The sequence below is a fragment of the Pseudovibrio japonicus genome, assembly GCF_014651595.1.
Classification (GTDB): domain Bacteria; phylum Pseudomonadota; class Alphaproteobacteria; order Rhizobiales; family Stappiaceae; genus Pseudovibrio; species Pseudovibrio japonicus.
In genome coordinates this window covers 682,844-699,089 of record NZ_BMXE01000002.1, presented here as the reverse complement: position 1 = coordinate 699,089, position 16,246 = coordinate 682,844, and the positions used below count along the sequence as shown (strand labels likewise).

Sequence of the window (16,246 nt, the reverse complement as noted above, 5' to 3'; positions counted from 1 at the left end):
AGTTAGGTTACCGTAACGTCAGCACAGACGTTGAACCGGACCTCGACACCATGATCAAAAAGACAACGCCCACCCAGAAAAAAGCAACCGTGATTGGAATGAAAGCCGGTGGATTTTATAATGAGAACTCCGCTCCACAAGGAGCTACGATTGCCTATGTTTATCCATGGCTGCATGAGGCAGTTGCGGGTCTGGATGTGCCGGTTTCAACCAGCGCCCTGCGCTTTGTCGATTTTGGATGTTCGGAAGGTGCAAATTCCATACAGATCATGAACCAGCTGGTCGGGGCGGCGCACAAGCACTCCAAAAGATCTGTCGAAGCCATCCATTGTGACCTGCCAAGCAACAATTACACCACTTTGCTGCATGTAATAGGTAACCGCGAGCAGTCTCCATATACAGATCCCTCTGTTTTTGGAGGCATTGTTGCTGGATCAATCTACAACCAACTTCTCCCAACCAACTCTGTGCATGTGGCGACATCTTTTAATACCGTCGGCTTCTTTTCAGAGCTTCCGATAGACCGTCTTCCCGGTTGCATTTTGCCAAACGGCCCCAGTGGCCAGGCAACACGCAGTACAATCGCGGCGCACGAAAAGAAGATCTTTGAGGAGCAAGCACAGCGAGATCTGAAAAACTTCCTTGAGGTTCGGGCAAATGAACTCGTGACAGGGGGCAAGCTCCTGCTTCAGCAATTTGCGCGGAATGACCAGGTCTCAACCGCAGACGGGACCATTGATGCTCTTGATAATGCCTTGAGAGACCATGTCGAGACACGCGAAGTTTCACAGGATGCCTACGAACGCTACATCCATCCAGTCTACCTACGTAATCTCGATGAACTTATGGAACCGGTAAAACCAGACAGTGGCGTCCTGTCCAATCTCTTTACCTTAGACAAAACAGAATGCTACGAAGTCCCCATTCCCTTCGTTGAGCAGTTCAAACAAGACTACGATGCTGCTGCCTACGCCAAGCAACTGGTCAACTTCTTCAGAGCCTTCTCCGAAACCGCTCTACAACATGCTCTGGTAGACACGCCGAACACCGCCTCTCTCCTTGACAGCATCTACACCCGCGCCGAAGACCTCATCCGCGAAGCACCTCACCTCTATCAGTTCCACTTCATCAGCGTCGCAATGCTGTTGACGAGAACGGAGAGAAACTAGGAAGGCTTTTCTTGTTCAGTTTCCAGAAATTACTGAGACAACGCAAACTCTCGCCTTAGTTGCGACTGAAGCTATGCGGCGTTTCCATATCGCATAGGTTTTAAGTATGTTTATTGCTCACCTGCCTGCTGGCTATCTGTTCGGAAAGGCCGCAACCAGATTATCTGGACTAAAAACCAAGCAACTCGTTGTATGGACATCAATCGGCGGTATCCTACCTGACGCGGACCTGCTCTACTTCTATCTTGTTGATAATCAAAGCACCCATCACAGGTACTACCCATCTCACTGGCCAATCACGTGGCTCATACTCCTTGTTATCTCGCTGCTTCTGTTCCGTCTCAGGCCCCGTATTGCTCTCGCGTTCGCTGGCCTCAGCATTGGTAGCTTGGTCCATATGGTCCTTGATAGCGTTGCTGCGCCTGTCCTCTGGCTTGCACCATTCTCAAACCTAAAAGTTGAACTGGTACAGATCCCAGCTATCTACGAGAATTACATCTGGAGCTTCGTGCTGCACTGGACATTTGCAATTGAGATTGCCATCTGCTCAATAGCTCTTGGTACATTCTTGGCAAACCATGCACGGACGCGCCAAAGGCAGACATAAAGGACTGAATAATGATCGACGGAACCAAGCTCTTCATCCAGTTGCTCAGAATTGCTCTTGGTTTCTCACTCGCGATCATTGCTGCGGGCCTGTTCTTGTCGTGGGGCTTTGTCAGAACTCTGAGCGTACAAAGCGGGCCGGAGACTGACATCATTCAGCTGATAGCAATCACGTGGAGCACCATCATCTCCGCAAGCATCATTGGCGCGCTCTCACTCATCCCAAGCGGTTTCGCAATCGGCTTTGCAGAGCTGATGAGATGGCGCGGCGTTGTCTACCATGTCTCCGCAGGTGGCATCATTGCGCTGGTTCTGTGGGGCGTCGGAGGAGCCCTTCCTGCCGACCTGTTCTACACATCAAACGAAGCAGGCAGCATCCTCACATATTCTGTTCCAGCAACGCCAACACCGCCCTCTGAAGGCCTGCGCCCCGGCTCAACAGTTGCAGCCTCAGCAGGGTTCATCGCCGGTTTCGTCTACTGGCTCATCGCCGGAAGTGCGTCGGGCGGCTGGTACATCGACAAACAACCACCCCGGACCCCAGCATCCTGAAGCCTATCACAAGCGCTCCACGTAAGATCAGAATCCAAAAGCCGAGGCGGAAACCTCGGCTTTTCCTTTTGTTATTCCCCGCGATCCTTCAGCAATCTCAGCGCGTTGGTCACTACAATCAGCGTCGCCCCAACATCTCCTAGGATCGCCGCCCAAAGGCTGGCAAAGCCAATCGCGGTCAGCACCACCAAAATACCCTTCACGATAAACGCAAATGCGATGTTCTGATGAATAATCTTGAGCGTCCGTTTTGAATGCTGAATAAGCCATGGCAACCGAGACAGATCATCCTTCATCAAGGCGATATCGGCAGTTTCAATGGCCGCATCTGACCCGATAGCACCCATAGCAACACCAAAGCTGGCCCGTGCCATTGCAGGTGCATCGTTCACCCCGTCACCAATCATCGCGACTGTCTCATACTCATGAGCCAGCTGCTCAACCGCCAGAACCTTGTCTTCCGGCAGCAGCTCAGCACGCACCTCATCAATGCCAACGGATGCCGCAACGCGCTCGGCAGTCGCCTTATTGTCACCGGTCAGCATAACCAGCCTCTCAACACCAGCGTTGTGCAACTGAGAGACCAACTCTTCAGCCGTATCACGAACCGTATCAGCCAGCGCAATCAGGCCGCAGACATGCGCATTCGTGCCAACCGCAACGACGGTCTTACCCTCTGCTTCCAGCTCACGCGCCTTGGCATCGGCTTCGCCAATATCGAAGTCTTTCTCGTTCAGGAACCGGCGAGAACCCAGCCAGTAACTCTTGCCATTGCGCAGACCAGAGAGACCACGCCCCGGCAGCAACTCAACGTTCTCAGCTGGTTGATACTCAACACTGTCTTCTTTTGCACGTGTCAGAATAGCTTCAGCCAGTGGGTGAGAACTACGCGCCTCCAAAGACGCTGCGCGCCTGAGAAGGTCTTCAACGCTGTGACCAGACAATGGATAGACGTCCGTTACAGTCGGCAAACCGTTCGTGATGGTCCCGGTCTTATCAAAGGCCAGCGCTTTCAAGCGAGCAGGCAGCTCAAGGAAAACACCACCCTTAATCAACACACCATTTCGCGCCGCAGAGGTCAAACCAGCTACGATGGAGACAGGCGTAGAAATCACCAGCGCACACGGGCACGCAATAACCAGCAGAACAAGCGCACGATAGAACCAGTCCATCCAAGCCGCACCAAACACCAGCGGAGGAACAACCGCCAACAAGATCGCCAGAACCATCACCGATGGCGTATAAACACGGGCAAACTTTTCAACCCACTGTTCAGCAGCCGCCCGCCGCGCCTGCGCTTCGCTCACCATGCGAATGATGCGGGCAAGCATGGTGTCGTCAGCCCCCTTGGTGGCCTCTACCTCAAAGCTGCCCTCGCCATTGATGGTGCCTGCATAAACACCATCGCCAGCCTCTTTCATCACAGGCATACTTTCACCTGTGATAGGCGCCTGATCGACACTGCCAACGCCTTTGAGCACGACGCCATCTAGTGGAATACGGTCACCGCCACGGACAATAAAGACCGCGCCCGGTTTTACACTGTTCACGGAAACTTCTTCATCACTGCCATCGGGTTTGAGCAAACGCACAACGGTTGGTGCAATGTCCATAAGCGCTGCAACAGCTTTGCGGGCGCGCCCAACACTCCAGCTTTCCAGGTAGAGCGAAAGAGAAAACAGGAAGGCAACCGTAGCACCCTCAAACCACTCACCAATTCCAATCGCACCAGCAACCGCAACCAGCATCAGCAGGTTCATGTCAGGCCGCAAGGTCTTCAGCGCATACCATCCCTTGGGCGCCACCAACCGCAGGCCAGCCACGATGGCAAGCATATACAAAACTTCAACCGGCCCTGATGGAACAGCCTGAAACACGCTGAACACATTTGTAGAATGCGTACTGGAAAAAAACAGAACCACCTGAAGCGTAAGCGCAGCTGCCCAGAACAAACCACTGGCAATCGTAAACGTGCCAAGACGACGATGCTGCTTGGCCCGTGCGTCTGCTGCTTCCTGCTCAATAAACAGGGCGGCTTTCATGCCTGTCGTGTTCACAGCCTTAACGATCAGATCATCAGCAACATCACGGGCAACAGGAGAAACAATCATCTTCCCGTTCAGCACGTCAAAGGCAAGATACTCAGGATCACCAACAACAGGGCCAACAACACGGCGCAGAATGCTCATCTCTTCAGCACAGCACAGGCCTTCAACACGGAACGAGCGGGCGCCCTTCCAGTTGGTCACATCCGGAATCGCCACTTCACTCTCGCTGGAACAGCCACACCCCGTGTGCGTATGAGAGTGTTCGTGTGCGTGTTCATGCGGTTTCGCAGAGCCACAGCAATCATCCCCAGATGTCTCAGGGCTTACTGAGCAGCAATCCCCTGTAGCCTTGCCAGTTTCCCCAGCCGTGTTGGAACAGCAGCTTTCGTTGGTAGACTCGTCTATCTCATCGCGAAAATCTTTTTGACCTCGCTCTTCCGCATTGGACATAATCCGCTCCATGCAATTTCTTCATTGCATGACAAGATAAGACCTCCAGTCGCTATAGCTTCAAGAGCTAAAATGCAATTCCTATGAATTTTCTTTGCGGAGGTACCGGCTGTTTTGACGAGAATGCGAGTATCTTATTTAGATATCAGCGTTTTTTGGATTTTCCCTCAACGCTGTCAAGCATCCGCTCCAGCATCGGAAACAGCTGTTCCTGCTCTGTTTCGGACAAATCTGCAAGCAAAACCCCATTCACGTGCTTGTACATGTCAGCCAGATGAGACAGTCCCTGCCCCTTCTCCGTAAGGTGGATCTTCACCGACCGCTTGTCATCCTCAACCGCTGCACGGCGAACCAGCTCCTTGTCCTCCAACCGGTCCAGTAAGCGTGAGAGCGCGGCAGTTTTCTTACCCGAATACTCCGAAAGCTCAGAAACGCTTAGCCCGTCGCGGCGCCACAACGCCGAAAGTACAACCCACTGCGCCAGAGAAATCTCATAGGGCCGCAAATAATCCTCTGCCAAACCGCAAGCAGCTTCAGACAGCATGGTGAGCAATCGGCCCATCGAGCGTGGGTATGGGAGTGTTGTCATCGCATTCCTGAATTATTAGAGTTCATTATATTATTGACATCTAATTTACATGTAAACTAAAATCATTTTATTCCGGTCATCAGAGGTCAATCCTATGTCATCGCCACACAAGTATAGCCGCCCGACAATTATCCTACATTGGCTCTTTGCCGTCACCATAATTGCCGTTTTCATTTTGGGAAAAGTCCTCGCAGGAACTGCAATCTCACCTGACAAACTCAATATCTTCATGGCTCATGCAGGTCTGGGAGGCCTCACAGGGCTCTTCCTGATTTATCGCATCGTCCTGCTATTCAAACATGCGCGGCCACAGCCGGACCCGGATTGGGGCGTTGTAATGATCAACCTCTCAAAACTGGTTCACCTGCTGCTTTACCTCGCACCATTGGCACTGGTGATCTCCGGCATGAGCATGTCTTTATTTGCAGGACTAATGGAACTTGCAATCGCAGGCAATTGGCAGGCGTGGCCAGAAAACATCACCATTGCGCCTGCAGCAATCCACGGGCTCGCCGCGCCTGTGCTGCTCGCCTCTGTTGCGCTGCATGTCATCGCAGCGCTCTATCATCAGTTTGTTCTGAAAGACAATCTGGTCGCCAGGATGAAAACCACCTGACAAGCAACAAGGCATCTACAGCTTGTAGATGCCTTCTTTTTCTGGGCAAGTCTCCAGCGCTTCTTCCGCTGTGCGCCCATCAAGCAACGGCGCATCCGGCCAAATCTCCGTGAGTGGGATCAGCACAAACGCTCGCTCCCCCATACGGGGATGCGGCACCTGAAGCCCCTCTTCAGCAACGCTCTCATGATCATAAATGAGAAGGTCGATATCAATCGTTCGGGGGCCCCAGCGCACATCGCGCACACGGCCAAGATGTTGCTCCACATCAAGACCCGCATTCAAAAGCGCACGCGGAGAAAGCACCGTCTCTACAGTAATGCAGCAGTTGCGATAATCATCCTGCGGCACAGGCCCCCATGGCGGAGTCCGGTAATCAGATGATTTCTGGAGAACGGTTATGCCCTCGACAGCATTCAAGGCCGCGACCGCATTGTCGATGTTTGCTTTGGTATCGCCAAGATTGGAGCCCAAACCAAGAGCTGCAACGATTTTTTCTTGTGTCATTATTGGCTGCTGCCTAGTTCTTTCATCGCCTGGAAGATCCGTACCGCATCCACGTGCGGCTTTACATCATGCACTCGCAGTATCTGCGCTCCACTTTGCAGAGCAAGCATGTGAATTGCAAGCGACCCAGCCATACGCTCTGATGCTTCATTATTCAATATATGTCCAACCATCCGCTTTCGAGAAGCGCCTGCAAGAATGGGGCGTCCATATTTATGAAGATCAGAAAACCTCTTCAGAATCTGATAGTTCTGCTCTAGCGTCTTGCCGAATCCGAACCCTGGATCAAGAATCTGAAGCTCCTCCGGAATGCCCGCATCTGATGCCAGCTTCAAAGACTTCTCGAAGTAACGGTCGATATCCTCAAGGATATCAAGCGTAGCATCAACCTCGGTACGGTTGTGCATCATGATCACTGGCACACCCGCATCTGCCACGACACCCGCCATCTCAGGGTCTTTCTGCAAGCCCCAGACATCATTCACGATGTGCGCACCGATCTTACAGGCCGCTTCAGCAACCTTTGCCTTATAGGTATCAATGGAGATCAGGGCTGGCAGGTCCTTGATCAGCTCGAGAACTGGCAGTACCCGATCCAACTCATCCTGCTCTTCAACAAAGGTAGCTCCGGGCCGCGTGCTTTCACCACCGACATCGATGATGTCCGCACCTTCCGCGATCATCTCTTTCGCATACGCCAAAGCCACCGCAGGCGCATCAAACTGGCCGCCATCGGAGAAGCTATCCGGAGTTACATTCAAGATGCCCATGACGAGCGGACGCTGAGAACTCTCCAGCAATCCACGATCAAACTCTGCCATAAGGGGTTCCCTCCCAATTTCAGGACCCTCATAGCCGCCCAACGCCGAGGATTCCAGCAAAATCAGGTGATCTTTTCGACGAGCTCCACCGTGTGCGCCCAATTTACTGCAAGACGCCTTTATCTGGGCGGCTTACCAGAGTGTGTGACGGCCTCGTCTTCCATCGCCCGCTTCTTGAACGGCAGCAGATGGAGGAACAACGCACCCAAAGCCATGCCCGGCATGACCACGCCAAGTGCAACCACCGGATCAGGCACAATAACCGCAGCAACCAGACTGCCAAGGAAACCGCAGGCCATCTGCATAAAGCCCATCAAGGCAGAAGCAGACCCGGCAATCCCGGGGAACGGATCCAGCCCCTGCATCGAAAGTGCAGGCATGGCCATCGCCGCGCCAAAGGCGAAGAGACCAACCGGAATCATGATGCCAACAAAACTCAGCTGCCCAAAGTGTGTAACACCAAACAAAGCCAGCCCACCAAGGCCGCATAGGAATAGCGCAGGGTTAAGCAGGACTTTGGTGGTGAACTTGATCAAAAGAAAGCGGGTCGCCAACGCACCGGCAAAGAACGAGCCCGACTGAAGCAGCATGCCCAGACCAAACTGCAAGGGCGAAAGGCCCAGCTGGTCAATGAGGACAAACGGCAAAATCGTAGACATCGTATAGATGACACCGATAGTGAGCCCGAGGATTAAAGAGGGTCGCAAAAACTCAAACGATTTCAGAAGCGTCCAGTAGGAGGAAAGAATGTACCGGGGCTGAATGAGCTTGGCATCCCGATAAAGATTTGTCTCCGGCAAAACAGTCAGCGTGAGCACCAGAATGCAAGCCGCGTAGACCACCATCAGAAGAAAAACCGCCTGCAACCCGAAGGCCCCAAGTACCAAAGCACCAATCGTCGGAGAAAAAGCAGGCGCAATCCCCAGCATCAAAGCAAGTAGATTCATGATCCGCGCCCCAGCCTCGCCAGAAAACTGGTCCCGCACGATCGCCCGCGCCACAGCAACACCGCTGGATGCACCAATTCCCTGTATCAGTCGGCTGAGCAGCAGCGTCTCGATATTTGGCGCAAACCAGGCCATCAGACTGCCGACCAGATAGAGACTGAAGAAACCGAGAATAATGGGCCGACGCCCGTAGGCATCGGAAAGCGGCCCGCAGATCAGCTGCGCCACCGTGAAACCGGCGAAATACACCGTCAGAGTAAGCTTGGCGACAGCACTTGTTGTCTGAAACACATCCGTCAGGGTCGGCAAAGCTGGCGTATAGAGCGCCATGGAGAGCGGACCAATCGTAACCAGCAATGCCCCGAAAGCCGCAGTGCGCCCAGCTGAAAGCCAGGGCCCTGGGTGCGTACCTTGTGCCTTTGTCATTCTAAAATCAAACCTCAAGGCAAGGCACTTAGTAAACCCGAATGCACATTACCAGTTATAATTATTATTAGGTTCTGAACGACTTACTTTAGGCTGCGTGCACCATACACACAATGGAAAACACAGACTGCGGCAATCAACTTATGCGTTACCTCACGCCATGACACGGAATTTCGCAGCTTCCTGCGTTGGCGAGCTGCCAAAGAACCTCTTGAACTCACGACTGAACTGGGACGGACTTGCATAGCCAACCCGATAGGCTGCCTGGCTGGCACTCATATTCTGACTCAGCATCATCGAGCGCGCCTTATGCAGACGGATCGACTTCACATACTGCAACGGAGAGAGCCCGGTCGCAGCCTTAAAGCCAGCATGAAACGCCGAAATGCTCATGCACGCCATCTTCGCCATCTGGTCAACGCTGAGGTTGGTTGAGAAATCTTCGTGTAACACTTGAAGAACTCGCGCAATACCTTGAGATTTTTCACTGTTTTGGAACAGGACTCTCAGACTCGCACCGTATTCAGACTTGAGGATGTGGTACAGGAACTCCCGATAATAGCCATCAGCGAGAATTTTCGTTTGTTCTTCGCTATTTAGCGTCTGCAACAGACGACAAACAGAGAACAACGCCTCCTCGGACAAATGCGCTGGTCGACCAAGCGTTTCGCCGTACTCAAACTCGAGAGGCTCCTGCTCAATCAAGAGCATCAGCTCTGCCAAAACATTGATATCAATAGCTAAATTAGCTACGAAAAGCGGCTTTTCAGGTGACGCTTCAACGATTTCGATCTCAAGCGGGATTGGCGAAACAAGCGCGACATAGCTCTGCTGGGAATAGAGGAAGCTTTGGCTACCCAAATGACCTCTGACCAGGCCCTGAAAAACGACTCGAATGCTTGGCGAGTACATAACCGCACGAGGTTTCATCGCGGTTGTCACTCGAATCACTTCTACACATTCATGCCGGGTTGCACTCGTTCCCTCGCTTGGGGCGAGAGGGGCAAACCATTCTTCTAACCACTGTTGGGTTGCAAATTGCATTGATTTTCCAACAACTTTTGGGATTACGCGCACAGAGGGTATTTTATTATTTTATAATCACCCACCACGAATAAATCGGTATTAGTATTGGGTATTGCAATACCCAATATTGCGATATTGAATAGTATTTAGATTGCCATATTCCTTTTTGTAGTCAAGTGACTGTCCCTCGGATGGTACTGAGCATTTTTTAACAGTTTGCCGAAGATCGAATTTACAGGAGCACTGCTTGCTTTCAGTTGAACTGTCTCAATTTGAACAACAGAAACAGGAGCTGCAAGCAAGCTTTCGCGAGCGGGGCTACGCATTTCACCATCAAATCGACGCGCCCGGTCGCATCTGGAGAAACTTGTATGCAGAGGCCGAAGAGATTTTCGTCGCACTGACCTCTGGAATGTCTATAGGGATCAATGGCAGGATTTTCAATCTTGAACCCTTCAAAGAATTTTACATCCCCGCAGGCCAGAGCTACGACATTGTTGGCCGCTGCCCGGATGAGTGCCAATGGATGCATGCCTATGACCTTGCCGAAATCAGCGTCCGTTCACGCCTGATGCGCAAGTCCGGCCTGCTTACGGTCGATGACTATAACTTCCTCAATGAAGAGTAAGCGCCCTACCCGCCAGAAACCGCGCCCAGCCGCATTTTTCTTTAGCCACGCGATCAGGTTTCAGCTAAACAAACGCTGAATTGCGTTCTTTTTCCGACAAATTCTATCCATCAAGACAGACTAATCTAGAAAAAAACGTGCCGCACTAAATACTTAGCAGTTTTTTAGCAAGATGGTTTGAAATGACTCAAAAATAGGATAGAAGAGCGCATCTTTCATTTGAGAAAAACTAGATTGAAGGAATGGCGTGGATCGGGCACCTCATGATCCTCCCACACGTCACGACTTCCCATGGCCAGACGGAGCCTCCATGAAACTTCGCAATATTGCGATCATCGCCCACGTTGACCACGGCAAAACGACCCTGATCGACGTCCTGTTGAAGCAGTCCGGCGTCTTCCGTGACAATCAGCGCACCGAAGAACGCATGATGGACTCCAACGACATCGAGCGTGAGCGCGGCATCACCATTCTCGCGAAAAACACTTCGCTTGTTTGGAAAGACACCCGCATCAACATCGTTGACACACCAGGTCACGCTGACTTCGGCGGCGAAGTAGAGCGCATCCTGCACATGGTTGATGGCGTTGTACTGCTCGTAGACGCTGCTGAAGGCCCAATGCCACAGACCAAGTTCGTACTTGGTAAAGCGCTGAAGCTTGGCCTGAAGCCTATCGTAGCGATCAACAAAATCGACAAACCTGAGCAGCGCGCTGACGAAGTTCTGGATGAAGTCTTCGACCTCTTCGCATCTTTGGATGCAAACGAAGAGCAGCTCGACTTCCCTGTCGTCTACGGTTCTGCAAAGCAGGAATGGATGGCTCTTGAGCCAGCAGGTCCTCAGGACTCCATGGCTCCTTTGTTCGACATGATCCTCGACAAAGTCGCTGAGCCTCAGGCTGAAGAAGGTGAATTCCGCCTTCTGGCAACCACCATTGAATCCGACCCGTTCCTCGGTCGCATTCTGACAGGCCGCATCGCATCTGGCGTTGCAGTGCCAAACATGCCAATCAAAGCACTGACACGTGACGGTGAAGTGGTCGAAACTGGCCGCATCTCCAAGGTTCTCGCGTTCCGTGGTCTTGAGCGTCAGGCAATTGAAGAAGGCGAAGCAGGCGACATCGTTTCCATCGCTGGTCTGACCAAGGCAACCGTGGCAGACACAATTGTTGCACCTCAGGTGAGCGAACCAATTCAGGCACAGCCAATCGATCCGCCAACCCTGTCCATGATGTTCCGTGTGAACGACGGTCCTTTGGCCGGTCAGGAAGGCTCCAAAGTTCAGTCCCGCGTTATCCGCGAGCGTCTGATGAAGGAAGCGGAAGGTAACGTTGCGCTCAAGATCGAAGAAACTGCAGAAGCAGATTCCTTCATCGTATCTGGTCGCGGCGAACTCCTGCTGGCGATCCTGATTGAAAACATGCGCCGCGAAGGCTTCGAGCTTTGCGTAGGTCGTCCGCGCGTTGTTTATCAGGAAGACGAAGCTGGCAAACGCCTTGAGCCGATCGAAGAAGTTATCATCGACGTTGATGATGAGTTCCAGGGTGCTGTTGTTAAGAAGATCACCGAGCGTAAAGGTGAACTTCTTGAAATGCGCCCATCAGGCGGCGGTCGTTCCCGTTTGGTATTCCATGCTCCAACGCGTGGCCTCATTGGTTACCAGGCAGAGCTGATGTCAGACACTCGCGGTTCTGCAATCTTCAACCGTGTGTTCCATGAATACGCACCTTACAAAGGCGCAATTCAGGGCCGTAACACCGGCGTTCTGCTGTCCAACGGTCAGGGCGATGCTGTTCCTTATGCATTGTTCAACCTGGAAGACCGTGGCCCAATGATGATTGAGCCGGGTACAAAAGTGTACCAGGGCATGATCATCGGTGAGCACACACGCGGCAACGACCTTGAAGTGAACGTTCTGAAGGGCAAGCAGCTGACCAACATCCGTTCTTCCGGTAAGGACGATGCTGTTAAGCTGACCACCCCAATCAAGCTGAGCCTTGAAGGCGCACTGTCTTACATCGCAGAAGATGAGCTGGTGGAAGTCACCCCAGAATCCATCCGCCTGCGTAAAGCTCTGTTGTGCCCACATGATCGCAAGCGCGCTGAGCGTGCATCAGCTAAGGCTTCCTAAGTCCTTACATATAAACGCAAAAGGGAGAGCATTTGCTCTCCCTTTTTTTGTGTCTGCTTTAGAACACTCACACAGCTGCTCCATCGCGCCTATGCAAAAATGAAGTCATCCGCAGAGAAGCTATCTAAGATCAGCCAGCCAGCATCGACAACGATCGTCTCATCTGCGTATTGGATTTCGACTGGATCCCAAAACCAGTCCTGCGTGATCTTAAGTTCAGAGAATGAGGTGACACCAGCAGCGCTCAAGTCAATGACATCACACCCGAGCTCGAAATCATCAATATAGTCTTTCCTACCATCATTGGAAAAACGGAATGTATCGTCTCCATCCCCGCCTACAAGATGATCTGATCCAGACCCGTCAATCAGGATGTCATTGCCATTCCCGCCCTTTAGAGTGTCGTTGCCGCTACCGCCATCAAGTATGTCGTCATTCGCGCCGCCCTTAAGCGTATCACTGCCACTTCCGCCTATGAGAGTATCCTCTCCGGAACCGCCAGAAAGAGTGTCTTTGCCGCTCCCGCCCTTAAGTGTATCGCCACCATTACCGCCTATGAGCGTGTCGGCACCGCTTCCTCCTTCAAGGACGTCACGACCATTGCCCCCCTCAAGAGTGTCATTTCCAGCACCGCCCCTAAGCGTATCATTGAGTTCACTGCCTATGAAAGTATTGGCCTCGTCCCCACCCTCTAGAGTGATGCCACTATCAGGGTCGTAAACAACGTCTTCTCCCATTATCTCTGCGAGCAGTTCATCGGCCGACATAGGCGTCCAGCACTCTGCTGGCGGAATATTATTCTGTTCTTCGTGGAGTTTGACGAGCCCAAGAAAGAGGCCGAAAGTGAAATCGCAATAAGCCTTCTCCGCTGTGTCGAGTTCTCCGTTATTCCAATCGGACTCTGGGTCGAATTTAAGAATGTCGATATCATCTAAGAACTGCCTGTTTGCGATGTAGGCTAGGTCCGCGTCCTCGTGACTATAGAGAATATCATGTTGTCTGTAGGCTTCATCCAAATCATCTTTGGCAGGGACAGAAGTGTCCGTTCCTCCGTACTCACCTCCCGTATAGAAGGGGCCTCCGTAATTTCCATAAGTTAAGATTGGCCAATTGATATTTCCCATTTTGTCCCCCCAAAACAGCATGAAATATGCTGGTAGAATTCAGAATTGAGCTGAGTGCCAGTGGTACGTAAGCACGCATAATGACTGCATATTGCGATAGGAAAACCCCTCATATGCACAGCCCCTATTTCCTCCGATTGCGCATATGCTGCTGCTCTGCAAACTAGGCAGATTCCATTTTCCTGATTTACAAAAGGACTTCGCAGGACAGCAGCAACGGCTATGCATTCCGTTACGCTTCAACAGCCTTGGTGCTCTGTTCCGCCTCGGATTGCTCCAAGGCTTCCTGCTGAGCTTTTAGGCGCTCCTGTTTCCGCCTCCAATTGGCCTTCGCCTTTTTGGTTGTCAGACGAGAGCCGTCCGGTGTCCATCCCGGGGTACGGAATATGTAACCGAAAACATCGCGCAATGAACGCGCAGTCCTCAGGTCCTTTACCATGGCAATCCATTCATGAAGCACCACAATCAGTATGTTGTTGGTGTCAAGGTTCTTGCCAATACCGTACCGCGGTGGATCCTCTGCCACTTCAGTACTAAAAGTTCCGAACATTCTATCCCAGATGATCAGGACGCCGGCGTAGTTGGAATCCAGATAACGTGGATTCGTTGCATGATGCACCCGGTGGTGGCTCGGTGTATTAAAGATCCACTCAATCGGTCCCAAGCGGTCTACCAGCTCAGTGTGAAGCCAGAACTGATAAAGCTGGTTCAACGCGGCAACGAAGAAAACCATCTCCGGCGGAAAACCGAGTAGCGAAAGCGGCATCCCGAAAATGAAAGCAAACGCGATTGTACCTGTCCATGTCTGGCGCAAAGCCGTCGACAGGTTGTAATGCTGCGAGGAATGGTGATTTACATGGCTCGCCCAGAATAAGCGATATTCGTGCCCGAACCTATGCTTCCAATAGAACGCAAAGTCGTAGAGAAACAAGCAGGCCGCGATAGTCCAGAAGTTGACCGGAATACTCTCCACAAGCCGATAGCCGTAGATCCAGCTCTGTGCTGTATAGGCGACGAAAGTACCAAAAAGAACTTCGACAACGAGGCTCCCAATCCCCAGTGAGAGACTGAAAAATGTGTCTTTGGCTCCATAACCACCAAAACCGCGCAGCTTCAAGGCCACGCCTTCGACAATCATGAAGATAACAAAAAACGGTATCGCGTACGCTACCGGATCAAAAAATTCCATTGAGACGGCCCTCCCAAACCAAACTCAAATGCCCGTGCAAATCCAGAGCCACGAAGCAGTGACGTTTACGGTAGCACACTAATGTATACGTCAGCAAATAACATTTTATCTATATATTACAATGAGTTATATACAATTGTCGTCCCTAAAGGAGTTGCAGAGCAAATCAAACTGCACCTCCCGAACTCCCACAGAAGAAGATCTCCCGGAAAACTTATTCCCCTCTCCCGAAACTGTCCTAGGCTTATTTTGTGCCCACGTATTGGGCTGTCGGCGGACCGTCCGCCGGTGGTCGTGGGTGGGGTTGGGCTACCGGCATGAGGTAACGTATCGTGTCGGGAGGTCCGGTGAAGCGTCCCCTTTTGAGACCGCAGTGGTATAGGGGAAATGAGATCGTTCCGAAGGGCGTCCGGCGGTGGCAGGAAACTGCCAATGGCATAGCAATGTGTCAGTCACGTCTGTTCGAGAAGGAACCCGCGCGTTCATGATAAAAGACCCGGGCGAGGCGAGCAGCCAATGCCGAAGAAACTAACTTAACAAGTAGCGCAGGCAGAGCCTGCCCGCCTTGCTCCACCCGTTCTAGCGGGAACCCTTAGTTTCAACACTGCATGGAACACCATGCAGTGCCAAACCTACTCGCCATAACTGGAAGGCTCTTCTGGGTAACTCTGAAACGCGTCTGCATTCTGATCAACCGGCACAATCACCCCGCATGCAATACGGCCACCGGCATTACCAGTCGGCTGACTGTGATAGTCATCCGGATCCGCGTGAACAATCAACGCCCTGCCCGGACCACCAATCAAACTATGCTCATCATCGGGGCTCAGATCCAAGACATCGGAAAAATATTCAACAATAAGCTTCCCGTTCTCAGGAATATGAAGGTTGGGCAGATCGCCAGCATGTGGTCCATCCGCAACCTCAATACCATGCTCATGTCCATCCGGCGCAAAGTGACCACCGGCAGCATCAAAGTTTGGCTCACAAAGACCGGTTTCATGAACATGGAACCCATGCACACCAGCAGGAAGTCCGTCAAAGGACGCGGAGATGTGCAAGGTCTGGCTCAAAGTCTCCACCATCACCACACGGCCAACCTGATTGCCATCAACATCGTGCATGACAGCCACCGCAATTGGACGAGCAGGAACCTGATCTTCCTCTGCAGTCACCGCCGCAAAACTCACAACAGCAAATCCAGCTGCAGCAACAGCAGCCAACCCACTTGGTTTCATCATAAGAAACTCCTGAAAGCATGCTTTGTCACCTCTCAGGATATGCAGCGTTCAGGAAGATACAATGCATCCCTTGCCAGCGCAGTAAACCAATGGCCCCTACCCGTTTTGCAAGTTGATTGGTCTTGGTTACAACTCCAAAAGAAAACCCGGATCAGAACAAATCTGACCCGGGTGAA

The 16,246-nt window shown here is 52.1% G+C and carries 15 protein-coding genes; 6 read left to right on the top strand and 9 right to left on the bottom strand.

All coding sequences use genetic code 11. From position 1 onward, the window contains the following. The first annotated feature begins 50 nt into the window (after positions 1 to 50). The 3 genes from IE076_RS08015 to IE076_RS08005 all read left to right on the top strand — a co-directional run bounded on the left by IE076_RS08015 (position 51) and on the right by IE076_RS08005 (position 2,327). Entirely contained in the window at positions 51 to 1,169 is a 1,119-nt protein-coding gene (locus IE076_RS08015) for a class I SAM-dependent methyltransferase (RefSeq protein WP_189436226.1), read from the top strand. Between the two features lie 106 nt (positions 1,170 to 1,275). Next, entirely contained in the window at positions 1,276 to 1,776 is a 501-nt protein-coding gene (locus IE076_RS08010; protein ID WP_189436225.1) for a metal-dependent hydrolase, read from the top strand. An 11-nt stretch (positions 1,777 to 1,787) separates the two neighbouring features. Continuing rightward, complete coding sequence (locus IE076_RS08005; RefSeq protein WP_189436224.1) at positions 1,788 to 2,327, top strand: translation initiation factor 3; 540 nt, start codon at positions 1,788 to 1,790, stop codon at positions 2,325 to 2,327. Positions 2,328 to 2,398: 71 nt separating this feature from the next. Here IE076_RS08005 and IE076_RS08000 read toward each other — a convergent pair whose 3' ends face one another. Both IE076_RS08000 and IE076_RS07995 read right to left on the bottom strand, forming a co-directional pair. Then, the gene (locus IE076_RS08000; RefSeq protein ID WP_209008938.1) at positions 2,399 to 4,825 is read right to left on the bottom strand and encodes a heavy metal translocating P-type ATPase; all 2,427 of its coding nucleotides are present in this window, start codon (positions 4,823 to 4,825) and stop codon (positions 2,399 to 2,401) included. Between the two features lie 145 nt (positions 4,826 to 4,970). Beyond that, positions 4,971 to 5,414, bottom strand: coding sequence for a MarR family winged helix-turn-helix transcriptional regulator (locus tag IE076_RS07995; RefSeq protein ID WP_189436222.1), 444 nt, complete (start codon positions 5,412 to 5,414; stop codon positions 4,971 to 4,973). Positions 5,415 to 5,508: 94 nt separating this feature from the next. On the opposite strand from IE076_RS07995, the gene IE076_RS07990 reads away from it, so the two are divergent. Further along, entirely contained in the window at positions 5,509 to 6,030 is a 522-nt protein-coding gene (locus IE076_RS07990; RefSeq protein WP_189436221.1) for a cytochrome b, read from the top strand. Positions 6,031 to 6,045: 15 nt separating this feature from the next. Here the strand turns inward: IE076_RS07990 and folK are convergent, their stop codons facing one another. The 4 genes from folK to IE076_RS07970 form a co-directional block, all read right to left on the bottom strand. After that, positions 6,046 to 6,537, bottom strand: a complete 492-nt coding sequence (gene folK / locus IE076_RS07985) for a 2-amino-4-hydroxy-6-hydroxymethyldihydropteridine diphosphokinase (RefSeq protein WP_189436220.1) — start codon at positions 6,535 to 6,537, stop codon at positions 6,046 to 6,048. Further along, complete coding sequence (gene folP / locus IE076_RS07980; RefSeq protein WP_189436219.1) at positions 6,537 to 7,358, bottom strand: dihydropteroate synthase; 822 nt, start codon at positions 7,356 to 7,358, stop codon at positions 6,537 to 6,539. Before folP ends, folK begins: the two co-directional genes overlap by 1 nt. 119 nt (positions 7,359 to 7,477) lie before the next feature. Continuing rightward, positions 7,478 to 8,731: a multidrug effflux MFS transporter gene (locus tag IE076_RS07975; RefSeq protein WP_189436218.1), complete on the bottom strand. Its 1,254-nt coding sequence runs from the start codon at positions 8,729 to 8,731 to the stop codon at positions 7,478 to 7,480. A 153-nt stretch (positions 8,732 to 8,884) separates the two neighbouring features. Continuing rightward, complete coding sequence (locus tag IE076_RS07970) at positions 8,885 to 9,775, bottom strand: AraC family transcriptional regulator (RefSeq protein ID WP_209008937.1); 891 nt, start codon at positions 9,773 to 9,775, stop codon at positions 8,885 to 8,887. Between the two features lie 229 nt (positions 9,776 to 10,004). On the opposite strand from IE076_RS07970, the gene IE076_RS07965 reads away from it, so the two are divergent. After that, positions 10,005 to 10,385 carry a hypothetical protein gene (locus tag IE076_RS07965; RefSeq protein ID WP_189436217.1) on the top strand — a complete coding sequence of 127 codons (381 nt, stop codon included), beginning with the start codon at positions 10,005 to 10,007 and terminating at the stop codon, positions 10,383 to 10,385. 310 nt (positions 10,386 to 10,695) lie between these two features. Then, entirely contained in the window at positions 10,696 to 12,516 is a 1,821-nt protein-coding gene (gene typA, locus IE076_RS07960) for a translational GTPase TypA (protein ID WP_189436216.1), read from the top strand. An 89-nt stretch (positions 12,517 to 12,605) separates the two neighbouring features. On the opposite strand, the gene IE076_RS07955 is transcribed toward typA, so the two are convergent. The 3 genes from IE076_RS07955 to IE076_RS07945 form a co-directional block, all read right to left on the bottom strand. Next, positions 12,606 to 13,640: a calcium-binding protein gene (locus tag IE076_RS07955; protein ID WP_209008936.1), complete on the bottom strand. Its 1,035-nt coding sequence runs from the start codon at positions 13,638 to 13,640 to the stop codon at positions 12,606 to 12,608. A 232-nt stretch (positions 13,641 to 13,872) separates the two neighbouring features. After that, positions 13,873 to 14,829, bottom strand: a complete 957-nt coding sequence (locus IE076_RS07950) for a sterol desaturase family protein (protein ID WP_189436214.1) — start codon at positions 14,827 to 14,829, stop codon at positions 13,873 to 13,875. A gap of 632 nt (positions 14,830 to 15,461) precedes the next feature. After that, the gene (locus tag IE076_RS07945; RefSeq protein WP_209008935.1) at positions 15,462 to 16,070 is read right to left on the bottom strand and encodes a superoxide dismutase family protein; all 609 of its coding nucleotides are present in this window, start codon (positions 16,068 to 16,070) and stop codon (positions 15,462 to 15,464) included. Between the last annotated feature and the right edge of the window lie 176 nt (positions 16,071 to 16,246).

Coding starts and splice junctions, on each gene's coding strand:
- IE076_RS07990 (WP_189436221.1), top strand. CDS start 5,509: ATGTCATCGCCACACAAGTATAGCCGCCCGACAATTATCCTACATTGG.
- IE076_RS08010 (WP_189436225.1), top strand. CDS start 1,276: ATGTTTATTGCTCACCTGCCTGCTGGCTATCTGTTCGGAAAGGCCGCA.
- IE076_RS07945 (WP_209008935.1), bottom strand. CDS start 16,070: ATGATGAAACCAAGTGGGTTGGCTGCTGTTGCTGCAGCTGGATTTGCT.
- IE076_RS07975 (WP_189436218.1), bottom strand. CDS start 8,731: ATGACAAAGGCACAAGGTACGCACCCAGGGCCCTGGCTTTCAGCTGGG.
- IE076_RS07995 (WP_189436222.1), bottom strand. CDS start 5,414: ATGACAACACTCCCATACCCACGCTCGATGGGCCGATTGCTCACCATG.
- IE076_RS07970 (WP_209008937.1), bottom strand. CDS start 9,775: ATGCAATTTGCAACCCAACAGTGGTTAGAAGAATGGTTTGCCCCTCTC.
- typA (WP_189436216.1), top strand. CDS start 10,696: ATGAAACTTCGCAATATTGCGATCATCGCCCACGTTGACCACGGCAAA.
- IE076_RS07950 (WP_189436214.1), bottom strand. CDS start 14,829: ATGGAATTTTTTGATCCGGTAGCGTACGCGATACCGTTTTTTGTTATC.
- IE076_RS08000 (WP_209008938.1), bottom strand. CDS start 4,825: ATGTCCAATGCGGAAGAGCGAGGTCAAAAAGATTTTCGCGATGAGATA.
- folP (WP_189436219.1), bottom strand. CDS start 7,358: ATGGCAGAGTTTGATCGTGGATTGCTGGAGAGTTCTCAGCGTCCGCTC.
- IE076_RS08005 (WP_189436224.1), top strand. CDS start 1,788: ATGATCGACGGAACCAAGCTCTTCATCCAGTTGCTCAGAATTGCTCTT.
- IE076_RS08015 (WP_189436226.1), top strand. CDS start 51: ATGATCAAAAAGACAACGCCCACCCAGAAAAAAGCAACCGTGATTGGA.
- IE076_RS07955 (WP_209008936.1), bottom strand. CDS start 13,640: ATGGGAAATATCAATTGGCCAATCTTAACTTATGGAAATTACGGAGGC.
- folK (WP_189436220.1), bottom strand. CDS start 6,537: ATGACACAAGAAAAAATCGTTGCAGCTCTTGGTTTGGGCTCCAATCTT.